This window comes from Hymenobacter amundsenii, assembly GCF_002204745.1.
GTDB classification, from domain to species: domain Bacteria; phylum Bacteroidota; class Bacteroidia; order Cytophagales; family Hymenobacteraceae; genus Hymenobacter; species Hymenobacter amundsenii.
Window position 1 is genome coordinate 335,699 of the sequence record NZ_NIRR01000001.1, and the last position, 23,541, is coordinate 359,239.

Consider the following 23,541-nt stretch of genomic DNA (forward strand, 5'->3'; position numbering starts at 1 on the left):
AGCCTAAATGCCTATTGGCAGGGGTTTGGGGGCGGCAGCCCCCAATGGACGCGGCCCGGAGGGCGCCTTGTGAGGGCGGGGGGCGGTTTGGTGTGGGTGGGCCCGAGGAGGATGACACGGCGTTAGCCGGGGCATGATGGACGGGGGTTTGGGGGGCTGCCCCCAATGGACACTCTGCGCAGCAGGCCGCTTTGTGCGGTGGGGAGAGGGGCGGGACGGCGATGCAGTGACCGTAGCGACCGTAGCCTAGCAAGCGTAGGGAGAGAGACGCGCAGGCGCAGCCGCAGCAACGAACGGACGTAGCGCAGCGTGGCGCAGGGAGTGTAGGGAATGGAGGCGACGGCTGGCCCCGGGCGGCTGGTTCGGATGGGAGCGGACGCGCTGCCTGGCGTGGGGTGGTTCGTGGTTTGGTGGCCGGGCTGCGGGGCTGCTGGTGCGGTGGGTTAGCGTTAGGGAGGTGGCAAGAGGCCGGGCACTGGAACGCAGCAGTCCGGCTTTGGCGGCTGAGCGGAGTGGAGGTGCTGGGCCGGCGGGTTGGTTTGGGAGGGCCGGAAGCGTGGCCTGCCCTGGAGGGCGGGCGGCGCTGGAGGCAGCGGGTTGGAGGAGCGTAAGGTGCAGCAGGGATGGGAGCCAAGCCGACCAGCGGGAGGCTGACCGCAGGGCCGAAGCGAAGCGGAGTGGCGGACAGCCCGGCCCGTAGGGGCTGCCCTAAATAGTGCAATATGACTTGGGCAGGTTGTTTGAACGGTGTTAGGGTTTGATACGTATGTTTGTAACAATAACAAACAATGTAACACAAATTAACGTCATGTTTAGTAGCACGAAATCGGGGCACTTTGCCCACATCATGGTCACGGCTTTGGTAGGCCAGATGGCTAGTCAGGGGTTGGTGCCGCCGGACCCCGACAAAATTGAGAGTTATGGGCACCTGATTATTCAGGCGCTGGTGGCCCTGGTGACCATCTGGGCGACGGTTCGGAAGGCGCTGCAGCGACCGGAGGCCGTGGTGAAACTGCCGGCGGAGGGAGTGGTGGCCGTGGCGGAGGCTGCTGCGGCTGGTGAAACTGGGGCTCCTTTAGCGGGTAGGGCTAGCAATGGAAACGACTAGACTGCCGGGCCCCGTGGTGGCTCCGGTGCGGGCGGTGCCCAAGCTGAGCAGCGTGCAGCAGCGCATTCAGGTGGCGCGGCTGGCGCAGGCGGAACCAAGCTTGGGCTCGGCGTATGCACAGGCGTTGGCGCGGTGGATGGGTGACCCGGTGCTGCGGCTGGCGGGGGTGCCCATCGTGACGGAATGCTACCGGAATCCGGCGCGTCAGGAGGAGCTGTATGCGCAGGGGCGAACCAAGCCTGGGCCGATTGTGACGTACAAGCGCGGCGGCGAATCGACGCACAACCGGTGGCCGTCGCGGGCGCTGGACGTGGCGCTTCTGCTGGCCGATGGGGAGGTGTCGTGGTCGGGGTTGCTGTTGAGCAAGTTTGCGCGGCTGATGAAGGCGGCCGATGCGCGAGTGCATTGGGGCGGGGACTTTCCGGGAGAATTTAAGGACAGGCCGCACTTTGAGGTGTAAGGTGAAAACGAAGCGAGTGGGCCAGATGGTCCGCTCGTGCTGGTTTGAGACTACGGCATACACCCATTTGCTGGCCGGTTTGCGCGGGTACGAAGCAAATTTGGCATGTTGAGCCGGCTGAATAGCCGGAGGTTTTTCAGGTTCCTGACCTGGTGTTGGAGGTGTTGCAACGAAATGTTGCGACCTGTGCCGCAAATTGCCAGGCCATAACAGACACCACTCGCCCGATGCCCCGCGCACCCGTACCACCCGTACCACCCGTTGTGAAGCCCACGTTTGCCGAGGCCCTGCGCTTCTGGCTGAAGCTGGGCTTCATGAGCTTCGGCGGGCCGGCTGGCCAAATTGCCATCATGCACACGGTGCTGGTGGAGCAGAAGCGCTGGATTTCGGACGCCAAGTTTCTGCACGCGCTCAATTACTGCATGCTGCTGCCCGGGCCGGAGGCGCAGCAGCTGGCCACCTACATCGGGTGGCTGCTGCACGGCACCCGGGGCGGGCTGGTGGCGGGCATCCTGTTCGTGCTGCCGTCGGTGTTCATTTTGCTGGCCTTGAGCTTACTGTACGTGACGGTGGGCACGCTGCCGGCCTTGCAGGGCGTGTTTATGGGGTTGAAGCCGGCGGTGGTGGCCATCATTCTGCTGGCCCTGGTCAAGATTGGGCAGAAGTCCTTGCTGAGCCCGCTGCACTACGCGGTGGCCGGGGCCAGCTTCGTGGGCATCTTCTTCCTCAACATTCCCTTTCCGCTGCTCATCATTGGGGCGGCCGGGGTGGCGCTGGTGGCGCGGCGGCTCTTCCCGGTGCCGGCGGCTACGGCGGCCGTGCAGGCCCGGGCCGCGCAGGCCGAGGAAGGCTACTTTTTGACGACGCGAACGGTGGTGCCGGGCACGGGTTTTTCGGGGCCGCGCCTGCTGCGGCAGGCCGTGGCGGCGGGGGTGCTGTGGGTGCTGCCGCTGGGGCTGTTCAGGCTGTTTGCGTCGGATTTTGGGTTCTGGCGGGGCCTGAGCGTGTTCTTCACGCAGGCGGCGCTGGTGACCTTTGGCGGGGCCTACGCCGTGCTGCCCTACGTGGCGCAGGTGAGCGTGGCCAAGCTGCACTGGCTCACGCAGGGGCAAATGCTGGACGGCCTGGCCCTGGGCGAAACCACACCGGGGCCGCTGATAATGGTGCTGGCGTTTGTGGGGTTCATGGGGGGCTATACCCACTTCGGCGGGTCGCTGGCCTTCGGCGCGCTGGGGCTGCTGTCCACCACGTACTACACCTTTCTGCCGTGCTTTGTCTTCATTCTGGTGGGGGCGCCGCTGATTGAGCGCACGCAGCACAACGCCTCGCTGAAAGCGGTGCTGAGCATCATCACGGCGGCCGTGGTGGGCGTGGTGCTCAACCTGGCCGTGTACCTGGGGCGGGCGGTGCTCTTTCCGGCGGGCCACCTCAGCGTGGCGCAGCTGCACGGGCCGAGCCTGGCGTGGCTGCTGGTGTCGGTGGTGGCGCTCTACCGTTTCAAGGTGAACATGATACGCTGGATAGGCGTTAGTGCCGCAGCGGGCTTGCTGTACTACCTGGTGGCAGCCTACGTAGGGTAATCTCAACTTTGGCTATTCTTCCCTCCTATTCTTCCTCCACGCTTATGACTGATTCCCGCTTTTCCCGCCGCGACTGGCTCAAGACGGCCGCCCTGGCCACCGCCCCCGTGCTCCTCGGCGCGCTGCCTGCTGCGGCGGGCCCCGCCGCCCCGGTTGCCGGCAAAACGCCGGCCCTGACGGCGGCGGAAATTGCGGCCATCGAAGCCGCTATGGGCAAGAAGGGCACCTACGTGGAGGGGCAGGCCACGCACACCACGCCGTTGCCGCGCAACGATTTGAAGGTGACGATAAAAGGGGAGCCGGTGCCCATCTCCTTCGGCTTTGGCGGCTGGGTGGCCATCAAGCACACGCTGGATGGGAAGTCGGCCATGCTGATGAGCGACACGGTGCTGCGGCAGGAAGAAGTGAACCCGTTGATGTCGGCGGCGCTGGCCAACGGGCTGGAGATTGGGGCGGTGCACAACCACTTTTTCTACGAGGAGCCGCGCATCTTTTACATGCACATCCACGGCATGGGCACGCCGGCCGAACTGGCAAAGAAGTTTGCGGCCACGCTGAAAGATTCCAAGCTGTTGCCGGCCAACCAGCCGCCCGCCCCCGCCCCGGCGGCCGCGCAGGCGGGGAACAACGCCACGCCGAGCGCGAGGCCGCCCACCGGCAAGGAGCTGTTTGATTTGCCCGCGCTGGACAAGATTACCGGCAAGAAAGGCACGGTCAACGGCCCCACCTACAAATACACCGTGGGCCGCGACGACCTCCAGTCGGTGATGATGGGCACGGAAATGACCGCCGCCATCGGGCTGAACTCCTGGGCCGCGTTCGCTGGCAAGCAAGAGGATGCGCACATTGCCGGCGACATTGCCATGCTGGAAGCCGAAGTGAACCCGGTGATTAAAGTGCTGCGGGCCCACAACCTGGAGGTGGTGGCGGTGCACAACCACATGCTCTTCGATGAGCCCCGGATGATGTTCCTGCACTACTACGGCCGGGGGCCGGCGGCGCAGCTGGCGCAGGGGTTCCGGGCGGCCCTGGACCAACTGGGGAAAGGCAAAGCACCGGGGATGCGGGGCATGGAAGGCATGAAGCACTAGCCTGGACGGCGGGCCCGCGTCAATGAAGCGGTAAAAAACGAGCGGGCCAGATGGTCCGTTCGTTTTGATTTAAGAACACAGGGGTAGCTACAAGCCGTGGGTGAGGGTGAATAGGATGGTGGCGCGGGTAAGGCGCAGGGCTTCGGCAGGCTGCTGGGCGAGGTAGGTGTCGGCGACGTATTCAAAGAAGCGGCCGGAGCCAAGCCGCTGGAGCTGCCGGCGGGGAACCGTGACAGCGTAGAGGTTGCGGCCGTGAAAGTCGCGTTGGAAGATAAACGTGAAGGCGTTGTTGGAGAGGGGGCCGAGGCGGACGGCGAGCAGGAAGCGTGCGTTGCTTTCGCGCTGCATGAGTAGGGGCAGATGTGGGTTGGATAATGGATTACTGCTGCACGCGAGATGCTTCGGTCTCTGCTTGATGCGCAGAATGCTCAGCATGACGTTCTTTTTTCTTTCGCGCTATCCTCTTTCTAGGCTAGCCTACTTCCCATAGCTCGTCCCATGAGGTGGTGCGGGCGGGGGTGCGGTGCTGGGTTTGACCTTGCCAGGGGGCAGTTTGGCCTTTGGGTGAAAGGGCAGCGGCTACTTGGACGGTGGCGCGGCCGAAGCGGGCGTTGAGCTTGTCGAGCTGCTGCATGAGGGCCGCCGATTGGGGGCGGGTGATTTCGGGGGCTTTCTCGAAGAGGTTGAGTTGGGGCTGGCCTGCGGCCTCGAATCCATCGAAAACGACGCCGGCTTTGACGTAGATGGTACCGGGCTGCCAGATGCGCAGCAGGATGGCATGCGCGTAGCTTACCAAGTCGAGGGTGTTGCTGGTGGCGGCGGGCAGGGTGATTTGGGCGGAGCGGGTGTGTGGGGGTGGTGTGTTGCCGAAGCGGTTTTGGCTGAGGAAGACGGTGAGGACGTGAGCCACGGAGCCCTGCTGGCGGAGCTTCTCGGCGGCTCGTGAGGTGAAGGCAGCGACGGCGGCCAGGAGGTCGTCGAAGCGGTGCAGGGGGCGGCCGAAGGTGCGGGTGCACGCGATGCTCTTGCGCGCCAGGGTGCCGTCTTCGCTGGGGGCTAGCTGGTGGCAGGGAAAGCCCTGCAGCTCGCGCACCAGGCGGGCGCCCACGACGCCGCCGAGGTGCTTGCGGGCATAGGCTTCGGAGCAGCGGGCGAGGTCGGCGGCGGTGGTAATGCGTTGGTCGTAAAGCTTGGTGGCATACTGGCGGCCGATGCCCCACACGTCTTCGATGGGCACCTGGGTGAGGGCCCATTGGCGACACTCGGGTTCTTCGAGGCTGAGCACGCCGCCAAGGGAGGCATCTTTCTTGGCCACGCGGTTGGCGAGCTTGGCCAGGGTTTTGGTGGGGGCGATGCCAACGCAGGTGGGAATGTGGGTGCGCTGCAGGACTTCGGCGCGGACGTCGCGGGCATACTTTTCCAGGGAACCGAAATAGCGTTGCATGCCGTGGAGGCCGAGAAAAGCTTCGTCGATGGAATACACTTCGACTTCGGGGGCAACGTCAGTCAGGTAATTCATCACGCGGCTGCTCATGTCGCCGTAAAGGGCGTAGTTGCTGCTGAACACTTGCACCTGGTGCTGCTCGATGAGGGGGCGCACCTGGAACAGGGGCTCGCCCATCTTAATGCCGAGGGCCTTGGCTTCGGCGGAGCGGGACACGATGCAGCCGTCGTTGTTGCTCAGCACCACGACGGGCTGGCCGGCCAGCTTGGGCTGGAAGGCCCGCTCGCAGCTGACGTAGAAATTGTTGCAGTCGACAAGGGCGAACATGGGAACCTCACCCCCGGCCCCTCTCCAGCAGAGAGGGGAGCCTGACGATGGGGGCTGCAGGCGGGTGAGCTGGGAGTGTTAGATGCGGCGGGTGCGGGTGTGCTCGTGGAGCTTGCCGTTTATCATTTCGCTGATGACGTGCGTGACGACGCCCCACACTTCGAAGCTTTGGCCGAGGCGGCTGGTATCGATGGATTCGTGGGCGGGGTTGTCGGGCACCAGCCAGTAGACGCCGCCGCGCTTTTCGAGGCGCTTGATGGTGAACTCGCCGTCGACGGCGGCCACGACGATGTTGCCGGGCTGGGGCTTGAGCGAGCAGTCGACGGCCATTAGGGAGCCATCGGCGATGTGCGAGGGAGCACCGTCCATGCTGTTGCCGCGGACCCGGGCCAGGTAGGTGCAATCGGGGTGGGGCAGCAGAATCTTGTTGAGGTCGATTTTGGTCCCCATGTGGTCCTGGGCGGGGCTGGGAAAGCCGGCAGGAATGGGGGTTTCGCAGTGGAGCAGCCAGAGGGGCTCGCGGATGACTTGCAGGATTTCGACGGTATCCATAACGAGTTGGGAATGGTGGACGAGGTATTATTCGGTTGCAAATAACGGCGCTATTACTAATTTTGTTAGTAGATACCCCCTAACATTGTTAGTAACTAATGTGGATAGTTGTGTGGATAATGGGAAAGGAGTAACTGGCTGGGGTTTTTGTGGTGGAAAAAATGTGGATAAAAAAAACGGGCCGTGGGGCCCGTTTTGATAATCAGAGGTTGATGTGAGTAAGGAAGTAGGGGGTTGATTGGCTGCGGGCTGGGCCCGTTACTTTTGACGGGTAACTACTCGTTGTTGTTTGTGGACTACCTGCGTCAGTACCTACCCAAGCTTACCAAACTCAAAGTGTACGCCCCAAGTGTTGGGGGTGTGCGGCTGGAGGCGCCCTATAAGCCGGCGTTGCTGCTGGCAGTGCTGGAAGGGATAGAGGAGGGGGTTATTCGAGACAACCGAGTTGAGATTACGCCGGAGCTGATTGCGTCTTTCAAGGCGTACTGCCATTTGCTGAGCCCGGGGCCGGATTACGCGGCCTGTCCGTTTCACATGCCGTTCTTCTATCTAAAAAACAGCGGATTCTGGCATTTGCACGCGCAGCCGGGGCGCGAGCTGGTGTTGGCATCATTGAAATCGGTCAGCAGCTTTAGACATTTGCGAGACGTTGTGGCTTTCGCTTCGCTCGATGCGTCACTTTGGGAGTTACTGCTACAGCCGGTAACCCGCGAAGAGGTGCGGCAGGCGCTGCTGGCGCGCTACTTTCCGCTGACGCGGCACTATTTCCGGCCGCATGCTGGGCAGGAGAAGCTGGACGAACTGGGACGACAGATGCTGGAGGAGCCAGCAGCCGTGTATAATCGGGTGGTGGATGCTGCCGATGAAACGGAGGTGCTGGTGCGCAGTGCGGTGTTTGGTCGGGAGGTGTTGCGGGCGTATGAGTCGACTTGCGCGGTGTCGGGGCTGCAGCTGCTGAGCACCACTGGGGCGGCGCCGCTGCTGGATGCCTGCCACATTGTGCCCTGGTCGGTGAGCCACGATGACACGATTGGGAATGGGTTGTCGCTGTGCCCGAACCTGCACCGTGCTTTCGACCGGCATCTGTTCTGGGTTGATGACGACTACAGGGTGCGGGTTGCGGAGGGCTTTGGTGAGCTAGGCGGGCACGACTACGGGGTGCAACGGTTCAATGGTAAGCAGCTGCGGCTGCCGAAGGTGCGGACGTGGTGGCCCAAGGTGGAGAACCTAGCGGCGCAACGCAAAACAAGTTAAAAAGAAGAGGCCCGGCCACTGATGAAACAGCGGCCGGGCCTCTTTATTGTGGGGAATGAAAGCTTTAAGCAGCTTCCAGCACGCGGTAGCTATCTAGGTAATCTTTCATGCGGGTAGCATGAGAAGGTAGGAAGCTAACCAGCTTGATGCTGTGACGCACCGCAGCAATGCCGTAGTGGTCGATGAGTTCGCCGAAGGAGGAATTCAGAAAAGAAGTGGCCATGGGGGTAGCCCCGTGCAACGATAGGCGCACTACTTGACCGCTGGCAATGGCGGGTGCCAGAGCAGTGTACAGTTTAGCGCCTTCGTCGTTGGTGGAGGTGCCGCCGACAAGGGCCATCAGGTCAAAGGTGGGGGCGTTGATATGCATGGTAGGGAGGTTAAAAACTGAATTCTTCGTCTTCTAGTTCCGCTTCTACGTCGGGCAAGGTGGTTGTGTTAAGCGTGACGACAACCAGCGAACCCGGAAATGGATGAGCGAGGGTTTGCGTGTGGCATTCCCCGGCAGCGTTTTGTTTAAGGGACGCGAAGTTAGACAAAAAGAACAAATGGCCACCTAAACTCCGCACGATAGTGGACAGATTATCAAGACCAAAGCCGCGGTTGCGAGGGGTAGATTGGGTGGTGACTCTTCGGCGCAAGGCCACGCGCAGGGCATTTTCATCGGTGAACCGCTCTTTGCCTTTGGCCGCCCAAAAATTGTTGATGGAGGTGGGAATGCCAATACCGAAATCGCAAACGGCAGTAACGAGCTGGTGCTTGTTGGGGTAGTACTGCGTGAGGCAGTAGCCGCGTACCGGAGATTGAGAGTGGTCGCAGATGTTGTTGAACAGCTCGGCCAGGCTAACGCTGAGGGAATCGAGGTTGCGCCCGGGCAGGTAGTTTTGGGCAAAGTAGCTGCTCGCATGATTGGCGTAATTGTCAATCATGGGGTGAGCAACTTGCCACAGACAAAGTGCGGTGGAAATGAGCGTGGGGGTGTAACTGCTCCGGTCGAAGCCGGGCTGCCAGTAGTCGTAAAGTCGGATGTTGCGCAGGTACTGGTCGACCATAGACTGCGCTGGATGCAGGTAGACGGGCAAGTGTCGCTGATGAAATTCCTCTACCAAACAAGCCAGCGTGACAATGTAGCCAGGTTCGAGAAAGCGACAGGGGCGCAAGTCAACAATAAGGCCAGTTGGAGGCTCCAGAAGACTTAAGGCCTGCCGTGCGTCTTGGATGGCCCGCGCGAAGGTTACGTAATGGCTGGTGAGAACCGGGGTAACGGTTAGAATATGTTCGGTAGGCATCAAGGCGGGAAAGGAGGGCTACAAAGCTACCGTCAGCGTGACTAAAGTCAGATTGGTACGGGGTCATGTTCACGAAGCGTGCAACAATGACACGATTGGCCTAGAAATATCTGAAGCATCGAGCAGTCTAATTACGGACAGCTACTTAGTTAACACAGGCTGGATTCCTACCGGTGAGCTATTCTGCCGATATTGCGACCCCCAAGTTGCTGAAACATTGAATTGCTATATAAAGCGCTTGTGGGTACATGCTCAGCTAAGTGCTTTAGGGATAAAACGTCAACATTTCGCTCCGGCAAATTGCACATCTCTACCATGGTCAACGAACAAAAAATAGAACGAGACTTAATCGAGGAGCTCACCGAACTCAAGTATATCCACCGTCCCGATATCCGCGATAAGGAGGCTCTGGAGCGCAACTTTCGTGAGAAGTTTCAAGAGCTGAACCGCGTGAAGCTTACGGATGCGGAGTTTAGCCGGCTGCGCGATGAAATCGTGAATCCGGACGTATTTGTGGCGTCAAAAATGCTGCGGGAGCGAAACGCCTTTACCCGCGAAGACGGCACACCGCTGTTCTACACCTTGGTCGACATCAAAGAATGGTGTAAGAACGACTTTGAGGTAGTGAACCAACTGCGCATGAGCACGGCCAGCAGTCACCACCGCTACGATGTCATCCTGCTCATCAATGGCTTGCCGATGGTGCAGCTGGAATTGAAGACGCTGGAAGTGACGCCGCGCCGCGCCATGCAGCAAATCATGGACTATAAGGCCGACCCCGGTAACGGTTATACCAACTCGCTGATGTGCTTCATTCAGCTGTTCATTGTCTCTAACCGGGCCGAAGTTCTTTACTTCTCCAACAACCGCGCTCAGCATTTCAACTTCTCAGCGGACGAGCAGTTTCTACCCGTTTATCAGTACGCAGACATTAACAATAAGAAGCCGAAAGGCTTGCACGATTTTGCCATTCAGTTTCTGAGTAAATGCACGCTGGCCCAAACCATCAGCAAGTATATGGTGCTGGTGGAAAGTGAGCAGCGCCTGCTGGTAATGCGCCCCTATCAGGTTTACGCGGTGAAGGCCATTGATGAATGCATTCGGGACAATCGGGGCAACGGCTACATCTGGCACACCACTGGCAGCGGCAAAACGCTCACTTCGTTCAAGGCCTCGACCCTGCTCAAGGACAACCGTGACATCGAGAAATGCCTGTTTGTGGTGGACCGCAAGGACCTAGACCGCCAGACGCGAGAGGAGTTCAACCGGTTTCAGGAGGGATGCGTGGAGGAAAACACCAACACCGGGGCGCTGGTGCGCCGGCTGTTATCCACTGACTACGCCGACAAGGTCATCGTAACGACCATTCAGAAGCTGGGCATTGCCCTCGACCCGACTCATAAAAAGGACTATAAGGGGCAACTGCAACCGCTCAGCGGCAAGCGGGTGGTGTTCATCTTCGACGAGTGCCACCGCTCACAGTTCGGCGAAAACCACCAGGCTATAAAGGAGTTTTTCCCGAAGGCTCAACTTTTCGGCTTCACCGGCACGCCCATTTTTGAAGAAAATGCCAGTTACACGCAGGTGGATGGGCAGGAAGGGTCATACAGGACCACCGAAGACATTTTTGAGAAGCGCCTGCACGCTTACACCATCACCCACGCCATTGAGGACAGGAACGTACTGCGTTTTCACGTCGACTATTTTAAGCCCGACGGTGAGGCAAAGGGCAAGCCCACCGGCCCCACACGCGGGGCTGTGGTGGAAGCAATTCTGAACAAGCATGATGCCGCCACGCATCAACGCCGCTTCAACGCGGTGCTGGCTACTCAGAGCATCAACGATGCCATTGCCTATTATGACCTGTTCAAGAAGGCGCAGAAGACTAAGGAAGCAGCAGACCCCGACTATCTGCGCCTGAATGTGGCTTGTGTGTTTTCGCCGCCCGCCGAGGGCAACAAGGACGTGCAGCAGCTGCAGGAAGACCTACTTCAGGAAAAGCAGGATAACCAGCAGGAACCAGAAGTCAAGAAAGAAGCCCTCAAAGCCATTATTGCCGACTACAACGAGCAATATGGTACCAACCACAGCATCGGCGAGTTCGACCAGTACTACCAGGACGTACAGCAGCGCATTAAGGCTCAGAAGTGGCCGGTGGCGGATTACCGACGCGAGGAGCGTATCGATATTGCCATCGTGGTGGACATGCTGCTTACCGGCTTCGACTCGAAGTACCTTAACACGCTGTACGTCGATAAGAACCTCAAGGCTCACGGCCTTATCCAAGCGTTTTCGCGCACTAACCGGGTGCTTAACGACACAAAACCTTACGGCAACGTGCTCGACTTCCGGCAGCAGCAGCCGGCCGTGGATGCAGCCATTGCTCTGTTTTCGGGGGTGGACAAGGATAAAGACCCCCGGAAAATCTGGCTGGTGGAGCCCGCGAATGTGGTGCTGAAGAACTACGAGGCCGCCGTGCAGAAGCTTACCGGCTTTATGGAGGGCCAGGGCCTGAGTGCCGCCCCCGAGGATGTGGCCAACCTGAAGGGCGACGCTGCTCGAGGGCAGTTTGTGGAGAAGTTTAAGGAGGTGCAGCGGCTCCGCACGCAACTCGAGCAATATACCGACCTGAGCGAGCCCGAACAGCAGCAGCTCGAAGCGCTGCTACCTGAAGACAATTTACGGGCCTATCGGGGCCAGTACCTGGAAACTGCTAAGCGGTTGCGCAAGCTGCAGGGCAAGGGCGGCACCGATGACCAGGGCGTGGAGCAGCTCGATTTTGAGTTCGTGCTCTTTGCCTCGGCCATTATTGACTATGACTATATCATGGGCCTAATGGCCGCCAGTACTACTGCGACGCCTAAGAAGCAGAAGATGACCCGCGAGCAGATTATTGCGCTGGTGGGTTCCAGCTCCAACCTCATGGACGAGGCCGATGACCTGGCGGACTACTTTGGTAACCTGCCCACCGACCGCGGCTTCACCGAGGAGGAAATACACAAGGGCTTCCAGGTGTTCAAGCAGCAGAAAGTAGCTGCTGAGCAAGCTGCCATTGCCGAAGCCCACGGGCTGCCGGCGACGGCCCTCACGGCCTTCGTGGATGGTACCCTACGGCGAATGATTTTCGACAGCGAAGCCCTGGGCGACCTTTTAGCTCCGCTGGACCTGGGCTGGAAGGCCCGCACTGTCAAAGAAACAGGGCTGCTAGCAGACCTCATTCCCCTATTGAAGAAATTGGCCCACGGCCGCGATATATCCGGCCTGAAAGCCTACGAGACGCATGAGTAACGAGACAATAAAAACGGCGGTCCCGAAACTGCGTTTTCCGGAGTTCCGAGATAAACCGGAATGGTCTATGCCAACATTGGGTGAAATAAGTGAACAAGTTGTCAAAAAAATTGGCGACTTATCACTACCTACCGTGAGTATAACTGCGGGAACCGGCTTTGTTCTTCAGTCGGAGAAATTTGGCCGAGACATATCTGGTGAACAATACAAAAGGTATACCCTTCTAAAAAAAGGCGAGTTTGCATATAATAAGGGGAATTCTAAAAGATTTCCGGAAGGGTGCATTTACCAATTGAAAGAATTTGAGCAGGCTGCCACCCCAAATGTCTTTTTTAGCTTTCGTTTTAAAAGGCACTTTTTCGCAGATTTTTATCAAGGGTATTTTGACAACAACTTTCACGGAAAGCAATTAAAAAAGCATATTACGAGTGGTGCTAGGAGTAATGGTCTGTTGAATATTAGTTCCAAGTCCTTTTTTAGCATTGTATTACCAACACCAAATGACATTGCTGAACAACGAAAAATAGCTGACTGTCTCTCGCTGCTAAATGACCTTGTGACCGCGCTAAGCGCCAAGTTGTTGGCCCTTCAAAAACATAAGCAGGGCCTAATGCAGGGGCTCTTTCCTGCTGAAGGAGAAACGGTGCCGAAACTGCGCTTTCCGGAATTTTATGAGGCGGGGGATTGGGATGTAAAACCGCTAGGCAAAGTGGCGAAGAACTTAGATAATAAAAGGGTGCCGATTACAGGGAGCGAAAGAACAAAAGGCAGTATTCCTTATTATGGCGCTTCGGGCATTATCGACTATGTGCAGGATTTCATTTTTGATGAAGAGCTGCTTTGCATTTCGGAAGATGGAGCCAATCTAATTGCAAGAACCTACCCGATTGCGTTTTCAATCACAGGCAAAACTTGGGTAAATAACCATGCCCATGTCATTCGTTTTGAAAAGCGCTTTACCCAAATCATTGTTGAAAACTACTTAAACGCCATCAGTCTTGAAGACTTTTTGACGGGAATGGCACAGCCAAAATTAAACAGGGCTAAACTGGACGTCATCCCGATTCCACTACCAAAAGATGAAGAAGAACAGAAAAAAATAGCCGACTGTCTTTCCTCTCTCAATGACCACATCACTGCGCAAAGCAAACAAATAGAAGCCCTCAAACTCCACAAAAAAGGGCTGATGCAAGTATTGTTTCCTACCTCTACCGAATCTAATTAATGAACACACCAGCAGGAGTGAGGCATTACCAAAGCCTTCGCAACGTAGCCATCAGGCTTCGCGACGACCTATCTAATGACGAAAAACAGATTTTATTGCTGTATGCCTACAATGGGACGGGTAAAACCCGCCTCTCGATGGAGTTTAAGCAGCGTGGTAAACGGGCGAATACTGACAAGCGTGACACGCTTTACTTTAATGCATTCACCGAGGACCTTTTCAGCTGGGATAATGACCTGCAGAATGATGCGGAAAGAGTTCTAAAAATAAATTCAGATTCCAACTTCTTTGCTGGGTTCAGCGAGTTGGCGTTAGAAGAAAAGATTTTCGGTTTTCTAGGCCGATATGCGGATTTCGACTTCAAGATTGACTACGAAAAGTGGACGATAAGCTTTAAAAAAGGCGAACAAGACAACATTAAAGTCTCGCGCGGAGAAGAAAACATCTTTATCTGGTGCATCTTTTTGGCTGTGTGCGAACTCTGCATTGATGGCGCAGAATCTTACAACTGGGTTAAGTACTTCTACATAGACGACCCTATCTCCTCATTAGATGAGAACAACGCAATTGCAGTGGCAAGTGACCTAGTTCAGCTTTTAAAAAGGGCAAAAGGAAGGATTAAGGCAGTTGTTTCATCACACCATACCCTCTTTTTTAATGTGATGTGCAACGAACTCCGAAGCATCGGGCACAAGCGTTACTTCCTGCACAAAAACGGTGAACTGGGATACACCCTACGCGGAACAGATGACACACCGCACTACCACCATGTTGCTTCGTTGAGCGAGCTAAAAGCCGCTATGGAATCGGGTGACATCAAGACTCACCACTTCAATACCTTACGCAGTATTTTGGAGAAGACTTCTTCCTTTTTCGGTTTCAATGAATTTGGCCAGTGTATTCACGGAATCGAAGATGAGGTGCTTTTCGAGCGAGCGTTGAATCTATTGAGCCACGGAAAACACTCGGTTTATCAGCCTGCCGCTATGGGTGATGACACAAAGGAGCTGTTCATAAGAATATTGACAGGGTTTTTGGAGAAATACAAGTTTGAACTACCTGAAATTCTGATTAAACGGGCTGCCGCACCACGGGCAGTCGTACCAGCACAAGTACAAGTATGAGTACCCAACAACAAAGCCAACAACTAGGTAGAATCCTCTGGGCTGTGGCCGACCAGCTGCGCGGCATGATGGACGCCGACGACTTCCGCGACTACATGCTGTCGCTCCTGTTCCTGCGCTACCTCTCCGCCAACTACGAGTCGGCCGCCCGCAAGGAGCTGGGTTCTGACTACCCCGACACGCCGGCCGATGTCATGCAAAAGCTGGGAGTGTTCACTCCCCTGGAAATCTGGTACGAAGAGAATGAACCTGATGTGTCGGCGTTTGAACAGCTCATGCGTCGCCGGGTGCATTACATTATTAAGCCTACGTACCTCTGGAATCACATTGCCGAGCTGGCTCGCACTCAGAACGAGGGTCTACTGCACATGCTCGATGACAGCTTCAAGTTCATCGAAAATGAATCCTTCGACAGCACCTTTCAGGGCCTCTTTTCCGAAATCAACCTTAACTCTGAAAAGCTAGGTCGCAGCTACGCCGAACGCAACGCCAAGCTCTGCACCATCATCCAGAAAATCTCCGACGGCATCATCGGTTTTTCGACCGACGCCGACACCCTGGGTGATGCTTATGAGTACCTTATCGGCCAGTTTGCGGCGGGCTCCGGCAAGAAGGCCGGGGAATTCTACACTCCTCAACCCATCTCCACCATCCTGTCCGACATTGTGGTGCTCGACGGTCAGAACCCGGCCGCCGGAAAGCGTAGTCGGTTGGAGAAGGTATTGGACATTTCCTGCGGCTCGGGCTCGCTGCTGCTCAACGTGCGCAAGCACATGGGCCCGAACGGCATTGGTAAGATTTACGGCCAGGAGCTGAACATTACCACCTACAACCTAGCGCGCATGAACATGCTGCTGCATGGGGTGAAGGATACTGAGTTTGACATTCATCACGGCGACTCCCTTAAAAACGACTGGGACATCCTCAATGAGATGAATCCGGCCAAAAAGATGGAGTTCGATGCCATCGTGGCCAATCCTCCCTTTTCGTACCGCTGGGAGCCCGGCGAGGCCATGGGCGAAGATTTTCGCTTCAAGAGCTACGGTCTTGCTCCTAAGTCCGCCGCCGACTTTGCCTTTCTGCTCCACGCCTTTCACTTCCTAAGCCCGGAGGGTACGATGGCCATTATTCTGCCCTACGGCGTGCTGTTCCGTGGCGGGTCGGAGGAGCGTATCCGTACCAAGCTTCTCCAGGACGGCAACATCGATACTGTTATCGGGCTGCCATCCAACTTATTCTACTCCACTGGTATTCCGGTCTGCATACTAGTACTGAAGAAATGCAAGAAGCCTGACGATGTACTGTTCATTAATGCTAGCGAGTTCTTTCAACCAGGCAAGCGGCAGAACTTCCTTCGTCAGAGCGATATTGACAAAATTGTAGACACCTACCGCGAGCGTCCTCAAGAACCAGTAACCCGTTATGCCCGGCGCGTGCCGATGGCCGAAATTGCGCACAACGGTTACAACTTGAATATCTCGCGCTATGTGAGCACGGCTACCTCGGAAGAGGAAATTGACCTGCAGGAAGTCCACGATAATCTGGCAGAAATTGGAAAGACGGCGGCCGATGCTGCTGCTCGGCACAATGCATTTCTGCAGGAGCTGGGGTTGCCACTGATTTAAGCGGACGGAAAACGCAGTCAGTGTCCAGGTTCGTTCTGTTGAAACGCATCACCGCTTCTCCTATTTGGAGAGACAGAGGCCAATGACAGCAATCTGTACGCTGACTGCGAAACCGCTTTAAGCTTTGAATCGAGTAGTTGATAACGGAACAAAAGGGCCTGAGGAATTGGCAATTGATAGGAGGTCACTGAAAACGCCGCGCCTCATAGAGCAAGCGGCTATTACTTCATCAGTGGCCCCATTGCGGTGCTTGGCTACATCAAATAGAACGGTGTCTGCTGTGGGAGTGCCGTCTTCGTACTCGGCAATGTTGTAGTATTCGCCGCGCCAGAGGAAAACGATGCAGTCGGCGTCCTGCTCGAGGCTGCCGGACTCGCGGAGGTCGCTGAGGAACGGGCGCTTCTCGCCGCCGCGCTTCTCCACGTCGCGGGAGAGTTGGGAGAGGGCGATGACGGGAGCGTTGAGCTCCTTGGCCAGTTCCTTGAGGCCGCGGCTGATGCTGCCTACTTCCTGCTCGCGGTTGCCTTTGGTGTCGCCGCGCATGAGCTGGATGTAGTCGACCAGGACCAGGCTGAGGGGGTGCTGGGCGTGGAGGCGGGCGCACTTGGCGCGCAGCTGCTGGATGCTCAGGCCTGGGGTATCGTCGATGTGCAGCTGGTGGCCGTGGGTTTGGAGGCGCTGGGCTTGATGGCGGATATGGGCGACTTGCTCGAGGCCGCCGGGGAGGTTGCCGCGGCGTAGGTCGGAATTGGAGTAGCCGGGGACTTCGCTGGTCACCATGCGCTGCATGAGTTGCAGGGTGGGCATTTCGAGGCTGAATATGGCAGTGTGGTGGTTGTGGTCGAGGGCGGCGGTGCGGGCGAAGTGAAGCAGGGCGGCGGTTTTGCCCATGGAGGGGCGGGCGGCGAGGATGATGAGGTCGCCGGGCTGCCAGCCACCGGTGAGGCCGTCGAGTTGGGCGAGGCCGGTGGGAATGCCGGTGAGGCCGTGTTGGCCAACGGCTTTGCTGAGCAGGTCGAATGTGGGCTCAAAGGCTGCGGCGGCGGTTTGGCCGGGCTTGGTTTCGAGGGTGCGGTGGAGGGTGGTGAGGTGAGTTTGGGCGGTGGCTAGTAGCTCCAGTGGGTCGCGGCTGTCATCGTAGGCGTAAGTGGCCAACTCGGTGCCGGCGCGGATAATGACGCGGCGGGCGTGCTGCTCCTGCAGGAGGCGGCAATGGGTTTCGAAGTGGGCGGCCGAGTTGATTTTGGAGGTGAGCTGGGCCACGAAGGCGGGACCGCCGATGCGCTGAAGGGTGCCGCGGTGGCGCAGCTGCTGCACGACGGTGAGCAGGTCGGCATGGTCGCCGAGCTGCACCAAGTCGCGGATGGCCAGGTAAACTTGCTGGTGGGCGGTCAGGTAGAATACTTCCTCGGTGGGCAGGGTGGCCAGCAAGGTGCGCTGGGCATCGGCTTCGAGCAGGGCGGCGCCGAGTACAGCGGCTTCCAGCTCCAGGGCCTGCGGCGGCAAGTGGCTGGACTTAGTTGGCGCGGTGGCGGGGAAGCGTTGTAATTGAGAGGACATGAGGGCTTAGCTCCAGCGGGTGGGGTCGGCGGGTTTGGGGGCAGTGCGGGCGCGGGCTGGGGTGGCTGAGTTGGTGCCAGCGATTTGGAATTGGGGACGGCGGCGCATCCAGCTGCGGAAAGCGGCTTGCCAGTCGGCCATGGGCGTTTTGCCGCTGACGCGCCAGCCGTTGCTTTGAAAGTGGTCGAAGAAGGCGGCGGCTTCGGTTTGGGCGTCGGCGCTGGCGGGGTGCTGCTCGGCGGCATAGGCCTGGACTTTGGCGAGAGTGGGCGGGGCATTGGGCCCTTTCTTCCGGGCATCAGCCGGTTTTTTAGTGGACTTCTCCTTTACAACTTTTTCAATGAGAGGAGCGGGTGCGGTGGCGTCAGCCACCTCTCTCTCTTTTATTGAAGTTGTAATTGAAGATGAAAATGAAGGGGTTGGAATTTGCTTATCCCCGGTGGTTGGCATTTGGTTGGGAGTTTGGTTAAGCAAACGTGGATTTCCGCCCTTTTTGCCGGCTGTGGTACGTACTTGACGTAGGTTTTCATCTTTCACCATGCGGCGGCAAAACAGCGCGCCGTCGGTGTTGCGGCGGCTGGCCACGCCGTAGGTTAGCAGGGTGGTTAGAATTTGGTTGGCCGTTTGGTTATCCAAACCGAGGCGGCGGGCAATGACGGCATCGGGCATGGGCTGGCCGTTGACGAGGAGCACGCCGCGCTCGTCGCTGTCGTGCATCATCAACAGCAGCTCGAACCAAGCGCCGCGTTGGGCGAGGTCGAGGGCCTGGACGCCCTGGTCCTTGTGCCAGTCGCCGGGGTAGAATTGGATGGCGGGGAGTTTCATGCCAGCGGCGGCGTGGGCACAAATGGGAGGATGGTGGTCGTGGTGGGCTGCTCGAAGAGGTCGAGTTGGCGGTAGTCGGTGCACTTGCCACGGAGGGCGGCTTCGACTTCGGTTAAGGCGGTGGCCAGGGTGGCTTCGAGGAGGCCAGTGTAGGGGTAGGTGGCCAGCTCGTCGTCGAAGGATTGGTAGGGCGTAGTGAGGTTGAGCACGCGGCCGCCGGTGAGCTCACGCTGGCCGATAAGTGTGACGCCGCTTTGGTGTCGGCCCATGGAGAAACCGGTGACGGTGAAGGACTCGAAGATGGCGGGGAGTTCCTCGGCTTCGTCGGGCCAGTAGTCGGACGTTTCGGTTAGCTGCTCGGTGAGCAGGCAGAGATGCGGGACCAAGCGGCTTAGGGCGTGGGTGAGGTCGGGGTGGACCTGCTCGGCGCAGGTGAGGGCGAAGGCGCGGGGTGGGGCGTCGTCGGTGCGCTGCTCGGTGAACTCGCAGGATAGGTGCTGGTCTTTGAGCTTGGCCCGCTGGATGGTGATGATGGAAGTGGTGGCTTCTGGGCTATTGGGGCCGACGATGGTCAACTGATTCATGGTGCAGGAGGATTAGGCCGGCTTGATGGTCGGCAGTGGCAGGAGGGTGGGCATGGGCTTAGCGGCCCTGGCGGTGGTACCGGCGGGGAAACTGCTCAATGACGGAGCGGTAGAACCCCCATTCCTTTTCGTTGCGACGGATGCCTTTGAGGCGACCCTCGCGGCGGGCGCGGCGCACGGCTTCGGGGGTGAGGCCAAGGGCAGCGGCGGCCTGAGGCACGGTCAGAATGTCGTCGGGCAGCGCAGCTGGGGTGGCAGCTTTGATTCTTTCGGCTTCCTGCTTGAGCTGTTCAACGTCGGCTACCAGGGCGCGCCATTCGGCTTCGGGGATGATGAGGGCAACTTGCATGGGAAAAGAATTAGAGGGTGAAACCATGCGGTGAATACATCCTCTATGCGGCCTGAGTGCCGTATTTTGGGCACTGGCCTACTGGCTGCGGGGAATGCGGCCCCGGATGCGCGGGGCAGGCACGGCAGCGGGCGGGGGCGCAGCGTCGGTGCGGTTGCGGCGCTGCCAGTCGTGGAGTTGCGAGAGTAGGATGCGGTCGCCGCGGCTGGACTCGCCGGCGACGTAGTGCATGCGGCGCGGGTGCGTGGTAGGGAGGCGCATGTAGTCGCGCAGGGTCTCGGGGTGCAGGTCGAGGTGGTCAGCGGCCCGGGGCACCGAGTAAGCCGGGTCGGGCGTGGGGGCGTGCTCGATTTGGCGGCGGGCTTCGGCAGCGCAGGCCTTCTCCAGGGACTCACGCACCCATGCGTGGTTGTCGGGCATGCGGACGGTGATGTGCAGGCCGTCGGGGGTGGTAGTGGTTAGCTCGGTCATGGTTGCGGGGGCATGTAGCGCTCGGGGAAGAAGCAGCTGCCCTTGTAGGGCACCGGGGCTACGCCGGATGCTTTGCGGTGGGCAATGATGTGCTGCAGCTGCGTGAGTACCTGGGCGGCAGTGTCGGTGTCGAGTTCGTAACGCCACAGCTCTATCCAGACGAACTCGCGGTGGGTCAGGTAGGGACTCTGGAGGACGATGCCCAATTCGTAGCGCTGGGTGGGCGTCGGACGGGGGTAGTCGGCGGTGAAGTCGTTTTGGGGGCAGGCCCGGATGGCGGCTTCCAAGGCCGCAGTAGCCGCGCGGGGCGCTTCGAGCAGGTAGGGAGCCGGTGGTAAGGGGCGATGGGGGTAGTCCTGACTAGCTTTAATGAGGAGCATCATAATCAAAGGGGGCGTAAGGTGAGGGGGCTACTGATTGAGGAGGTTGAGGTCGTGCTGCACAGCTTGGCTACCGGCCTCTTTGATGAGTCGCACGGCCTGGGCGACGGCGGGATGGGCGGGCTTGGCCTTCTGCAAGGCCTTAGAAACGGCCGCATGGGACATTTTCAGCGAGCGGGCGATGCTGGAAATTGCGCCGTGGGGAAGCAACGTTCGCAGGTCGGCCGGCGTAGGAATGGTTTCAAGTGGTTGCATTTTAGTTTTGTTCTGTTACCTTTGGGTACGGTGTCAATACTCAAATGTAGGTAATAGTTACCAAATGTTACAAAATGACTACACTGGAACGCAAAAAAATAAGCTCAGTTAGTCCTTTGCCGGAACTGAGCATGGCGGAACGGCTGAAGGTCGTGCGCCAGGCGCGGGGGCTGACGCAGCAGCAAATGGCTGATTTGCTGAACGTAGCAAGGCCTACTGTAGCTCAGTTGGAGGGCGGGCGGCACCAGCCAAGTAACGAGGTGCTGGAAACCATCGTGACAGAATTAAACATCAGCCGCAACTGGCTCTGGTTTAGCAGCGGCCCGATGGAGGACGAAGGTGCCCCCGGTGGGAATGTCATCCTGCTGGGCAAGCTTGCGCATGCCGAGTACATCGACTGCCCCTTTATTCCGGTGCCGGTTCGAGCGGGTTTTGTAGAGCTGATTGCTGCCGAAGGCGACTACGGCCAGTTTGAAACCATGCGGATTTACAAACCGAGCGCCGAGCTGCGCAAAGCCGGTACGCTGGTGTTCGAGATTGATGGGGATTCGATGGAGCCGCAGCTTCGCGCCGGCATGCTGGTGGCGGTGACGCCGATTCCCTTTGAGGATATTAAGTACACGGTGAGTGGGGTGTATGTGGCCACGTTTGGGCACCAACTCACGGTGAAGCGAATCAAAGACAACGACCTTATGACCAAGCGGCAGCTCGTGCTGCATTCTGACAACCCCAAAGCCGGCATGCTAACCGTGGCGGGGGAGGATATTCGCGGGTTGTGGAAGGTGGTGGATATTATTCGGGGTCGAGTAGAATAATTTCAGAGACCGGGGAGACCGGGGAGACCGGGACACAGACCGGGACACTATTCTTTGAATATGCGTTATTGGGCCATTTATGGCGATTTACGCGGTCTCAGGAGGGAGCGCCAAGCTTTAGAAAGTCCGCCCTTCAAGGCGGACTTTCTTCGTTTTACGGCCATTTGGGGCACATCGACTAGTTTGCATAAGCCGGCATAAGCCGGCATATCCGGCTAACTCAGGCATAGCAGGAAAGGAGTAGCTAGTGGAATGGATGGCTAGCGCGTGTTGGTCTGGGCGAATTTCACTATTGGGGTCTGGGGCAGTCTGCATGGGGCATTTCCGTATGGTTATTTTCCGGCCGTTTTACTATCTTCCGCTCTTTACCACCTTTCCTCCTTTTGCCCGCATGGCAACTCCTCCCCACCCCGCCCTGCCCAACGACGAATCCGCCCGGCTCCGGGCCCTGCGTTCCTTCGAGGTACTCGCCGCGCTGGCCGAGCCGGTATTCGAGGAATTTGTCGCGTTGGCCGCGCGCCTGTTTCAGGTGCCCATTTCGCTGCTCTCGGTAGTGGAGGAGACCGAGGTGCATTACCCGACCAATGTGGGCATGCCCGGCCATCGCCAGCAGCCGCGAGTGGAGGCGCTGTGCTCCACCGCCATTTCACTGGGTCATGCCGTGATTTATCACGATGTGATGCTGGAACATTACCCGGCTATTCCGGCCGAGGCGTTGCAAGCGGCTCAGAGAAACCATGTGCGCTTCTACGCCGGAGCGTTGCTGCTGCTGCCCGACCAGCGTCCGCTCGGTACGCTGTGCCTCATCAACCGTGAGCCCCGCCCCTTTACGCCCGATGAGCAGCGCATTCTGGAGCTACTCGCGGGTCTGGTTAGCAGCACTCTGGCCGTGCGCCACCTCTACCGCACCCGCCCCGATGGAGACCGAGGCCACTGGGCACATCTGAGCGGTGAACTGCAGGAAGAAATCGGCTCCCTCAATGCGCTCGTGCGCTACCTAAATGCCCGCAATGGCAGCGCAGTACCCGTGCCGGTGGCCTTTTTGGCCCAAGTGGAAGGCCGCATGCACGACCTGCAGCTGATGCTGGACACCCACCGACGCTGATACCGGACTAGGTGCGGCATCTGACGGCGCAGTTTACGACGCAAAAAAAATTCGCCTTTAAGCACCCTACTGCAACAAACAACGAACCACTGCCCCGGTTTGTGTTACCTCTCAACCAACGCCTGAAACGCCCCCTAAGCCCGGCGGCCAGACAGCTAGTTGCCTACCGACACGTCGGGCTTTATCCTGGATTATGATGAACGCAACCATCCGCAACGAGCAGAACCCGATGGCGGCAGAAATAGCCGAGTTTACCGCCCTGCTGCACCAGCAGGGGGTGCACGAGGCCCTTGGCTACCTGAACCGCCGTACACCCCACCGCTACACCGGTATCTACCGCTTCGATGAGGACATGCTGCGCAGCGAGGTGCTATTTGACCGGAAGATGGCCGACGTGCGGCAGGGCAACGACGCGCCGATGGCCGCCACGTACTGCTCCCTGGTGGGCCGTACTGAGGCACCGATAGAGATTCTGGACGCCACCCTGGACTTGCAGGCACTAGGTATCGAAACGCCGGTTATTTCTTACTGCGGTACGCTTATGCGCGACGGGCAGGGCCGACCCTTCGGAACGCTCTGCCACTATGATTTGCAGCGCTGCCAGGAGCGCACCAGCGACCAGCCCCTACTTGCCGCCGCCGCCCAGTTGCTATATGAGCGTATGTACCCGGAAACTGCGCAGTAGGTCTGGGCGCGCCCGGCGGGGTGGCCGTACCCGCTTACTAGTTAACAAGGTCGATCCTTTAGAAGAGACGTAGCCCAGCCACTCCCCTCGCACTATTTGAATTCGTTTGCGGCCACGGATGTAGTTACCCTTCCAGCGTCCGTTT

General features: G+C 58.6%; 24 protein-coding genes. 12 read left to right on the forward strand and 12 right to left on the reverse strand.

The window, feature by feature from the left end; translation table 11 throughout:
- Positions 1 to 847 precede the first annotated feature (847 nt).
- The 4 genes from CDA63_RS01510 (at position 848) to CDA63_RS01525 (ending at position 4,239) form a co-directional block, all read left to right on the forward strand.
- A complete protein-coding gene (locus tag CDA63_RS01510; protein WP_126546682.1) occupies positions 848 to 1,108 on the forward strand; it encodes a hypothetical protein in 261 nt (86 codons plus the stop codon).
- Positions 1,095 to 1,568, forward strand: a complete 474-nt coding sequence (locus CDA63_RS01515) for a M15 family metallopeptidase (protein ID WP_088462670.1) — start codon at positions 1,095 to 1,097, stop codon at positions 1,566 to 1,568. Before CDA63_RS01510 ends, CDA63_RS01515 begins: the two co-directional genes overlap by 14 nt.
- Before the next feature lie 263 nt (positions 1,569 to 1,831).
- Entirely contained in the window at positions 1,832 to 3,148 is a 1,317-nt protein-coding gene (gene chrA, locus CDA63_RS01520; RefSeq protein ID WP_199797476.1) for a chromate efflux transporter, read from the forward strand.
- 44 nt (positions 3,149 to 3,192) lie between these two features.
- Positions 3,193 to 4,239 carry a DUF1259 domain-containing protein gene (locus CDA63_RS01525; protein WP_088462672.1) on the forward strand — a complete coding sequence of 349 codons (1,047 nt, stop codon included), beginning with the start codon at positions 3,193 to 3,195 and terminating at the stop codon, positions 4,237 to 4,239.
- A gap of 87 nt (positions 4,240 to 4,326) precedes the next feature.
- Here CDA63_RS01525 and CDA63_RS01530 read toward each other — a convergent pair whose 3' ends face one another.
- From CDA63_RS01530 to CDA63_RS01540, 3 genes are all read right to left on the reverse strand, one after another.
- Entirely contained in the window at positions 4,327 to 4,587 is a 261-nt protein-coding gene (locus CDA63_RS01530) for a hypothetical protein (protein WP_088462673.1), read from the reverse strand.
- 124 nt (positions 4,588 to 4,711) lie between these two features.
- Positions 4,712 to 6,010 carry a Y-family DNA polymerase gene (locus CDA63_RS01535; protein WP_088462674.1) on the reverse strand — a complete coding sequence of 433 codons (1,299 nt, stop codon included), beginning with the start codon at positions 6,008 to 6,010 and terminating at the stop codon, positions 4,712 to 4,714.
- Between the two features lie 78 nt (positions 6,011 to 6,088).
- Positions 6,089 to 6,562 carry a LexA family protein gene (locus CDA63_RS01540; RefSeq protein ID WP_088462675.1) on the reverse strand — a complete coding sequence of 158 codons (474 nt, stop codon included), beginning with the start codon at positions 6,560 to 6,562 and terminating at the stop codon, positions 6,089 to 6,091.
- Positions 6,563 to 6,853: 291 nt separating this feature from the next.
- Here CDA63_RS01540 and CDA63_RS01545 point away from each other — a divergent pair, with 291 nt between their 5' ends.
- Positions 6,854 to 7,816, forward strand: a complete 963-nt coding sequence (locus CDA63_RS01545; RefSeq protein ID WP_126546683.1) for an HNH endonuclease — start codon at positions 6,854 to 6,856, stop codon at positions 7,814 to 7,816.
- A gap of 64 nt (positions 7,817 to 7,880) precedes the next feature.
- Here CDA63_RS01545 and CDA63_RS01550 read toward each other — a convergent pair whose 3' ends face one another.
- Together CDA63_RS01550 and CDA63_RS01555 are read right to left on the reverse strand one after the other, a co-directional pair.
- The gene (locus CDA63_RS01550) at positions 7,881 to 8,186 is read right to left on the reverse strand and encodes an STAS-like domain-containing protein (protein ID WP_088462677.1); all 306 of its coding nucleotides are present in this window, start codon (positions 8,184 to 8,186) and stop codon (positions 7,881 to 7,883) included.
- Between the two features lie 10 nt (positions 8,187 to 8,196).
- Positions 8,197 to 9,105: a hypothetical protein gene (locus tag CDA63_RS01555; RefSeq protein WP_126546684.1), complete on the reverse strand. Its 909-nt coding sequence runs from the start codon at positions 9,103 to 9,105 to the stop codon at positions 8,197 to 8,199.
- 315 nt (positions 9,106 to 9,420) lie between these two features.
- Between CDA63_RS01555 and CDA63_RS01560 the strand changes: the two genes are divergently transcribed.
- The 4 genes from CDA63_RS01560 to CDA63_RS01575 are packed head-to-tail and all read left to right on the forward strand — an operon-like array spanning position 9,421 to position 16,367.
- Positions 9,421 to 12,393: a type I restriction endonuclease subunit R gene (locus CDA63_RS01560; RefSeq protein WP_088462679.1), complete on the forward strand. Its 2,973-nt coding sequence runs from the start codon at positions 9,421 to 9,423 to the stop codon at positions 12,391 to 12,393.
- Positions 12,386 to 13,618, forward strand: coding sequence for a restriction endonuclease subunit S (locus CDA63_RS01565; RefSeq protein ID WP_088462680.1), 1,233 nt, complete (start codon positions 12,386 to 12,388; stop codon positions 13,616 to 13,618). The genes CDA63_RS01560 and CDA63_RS01565 overlap by 8 nt, the downstream gene beginning before the upstream one ends.
- On the forward strand, positions 13,618 to 14,742 hold the full coding sequence (locus CDA63_RS01570) for an AAA family ATPase (protein ID WP_088462681.1): 1,125 nt from the start codon (positions 13,618 to 13,620) through the stop codon (positions 14,740 to 14,742). The genes CDA63_RS01565 and CDA63_RS01570 overlap by 1 nt, the downstream gene beginning before the upstream one ends.
- A complete protein-coding gene (locus CDA63_RS01575) occupies positions 14,739 to 16,367 on the forward strand; it encodes a type I restriction-modification system subunit M (protein WP_088462682.1) in 1,629 nt (542 codons plus the stop codon). Before CDA63_RS01570 ends, CDA63_RS01575 begins: the two co-directional genes overlap by 4 nt.
- 117 nt (positions 16,368 to 16,484) lie before the next feature.
- On the opposite strand, the gene dnaB is transcribed toward CDA63_RS01575, so the two are convergent.
- The 7 genes from dnaB to CDA63_RS01610 form a co-directional block, all read right to left on the reverse strand.
- The gene (gene dnaB, locus CDA63_RS01580; protein WP_088462683.1) at positions 16,485 to 17,927 is read right to left on the reverse strand and encodes a replicative DNA helicase; all 1,443 of its coding nucleotides are present in this window, start codon (positions 17,925 to 17,927) and stop codon (positions 16,485 to 16,487) included.
- 6 nt (positions 17,928 to 17,933) lie between these two features.
- The gene (locus CDA63_RS01585) at positions 17,934 to 18,752 is read right to left on the reverse strand and encodes a hypothetical protein (RefSeq protein WP_088462684.1); all 819 of its coding nucleotides are present in this window, start codon (positions 18,750 to 18,752) and stop codon (positions 17,934 to 17,936) included.
- Positions 18,749 to 19,336 (reverse strand): hypothetical protein, encoded by a 588-nt coding sequence (locus CDA63_RS01590; RefSeq protein ID WP_088462685.1) that lies wholly within the window; start codon positions 19,334 to 19,336, stop codon positions 18,749 to 18,751. Before CDA63_RS01590 ends, CDA63_RS01585 begins: the two co-directional genes overlap by 4 nt.
- A gap of 58 nt (positions 19,337 to 19,394) precedes the next feature.
- Positions 19,395 to 19,685 (reverse strand): type IV toxin-antitoxin system AbiEi family antitoxin domain-containing protein, encoded by a 291-nt coding sequence (locus CDA63_RS01595; protein WP_088462686.1) that lies wholly within the window; start codon positions 19,683 to 19,685, stop codon positions 19,395 to 19,397.
- A 78-nt stretch (positions 19,686 to 19,763) separates the two neighbouring features.
- A complete protein-coding gene (locus tag CDA63_RS01600) occupies positions 19,764 to 20,156 on the reverse strand; it encodes a hypothetical protein (protein WP_088462687.1) in 393 nt (130 codons plus the stop codon).
- On the reverse strand, positions 20,153 to 20,539 hold the full coding sequence (locus CDA63_RS01605) for a hypothetical protein (protein ID WP_088462688.1): 387 nt from the start codon (positions 20,537 to 20,539) through the stop codon (positions 20,153 to 20,155). Before CDA63_RS01605 ends, CDA63_RS01600 begins: the two co-directional genes overlap by 4 nt.
- A 27-nt stretch (positions 20,540 to 20,566) precedes the next feature.
- Entirely contained in the window at positions 20,567 to 20,791 is a 225-nt protein-coding gene (locus tag CDA63_RS01610) for a hypothetical protein (protein ID WP_088462689.1), read from the reverse strand.
- Positions 20,792 to 20,922: 131 nt separating this feature from the next.
- On the opposite strand from CDA63_RS01610, the gene CDA63_RS01615 reads away from it, so the two are divergent.
- The 3 genes from CDA63_RS01615 (at position 20,923) to CDA63_RS01625 (ending at position 23,396) form a co-directional block, all read left to right on the forward strand.
- Positions 20,923 to 21,606: a LexA family transcriptional regulator gene (locus tag CDA63_RS01615; protein ID WP_165768147.1), complete on the forward strand. Its 684-nt coding sequence runs from the start codon at positions 20,923 to 20,925 to the stop codon at positions 21,604 to 21,606.
- A 391-nt stretch (positions 21,607 to 21,997) separates the two neighbouring features.
- On the forward strand, positions 21,998 to 22,711 hold the full coding sequence (locus CDA63_RS01620; protein WP_165768148.1) for a GAF domain-containing protein: 714 nt from the start codon (positions 21,998 to 22,000) through the stop codon (positions 22,709 to 22,711).
- Between the two features lie 193 nt (positions 22,712 to 22,904).
- Positions 22,905 to 23,396 carry a hypothetical protein gene (locus CDA63_RS01625; protein WP_126546685.1) on the forward strand — a complete coding sequence of 164 codons (492 nt, stop codon included), beginning with the start codon at positions 22,905 to 22,907 and terminating at the stop codon, positions 23,394 to 23,396.
- The last annotated feature ends 145 nt before the right edge of the window (positions 23,397 to 23,541 follow it).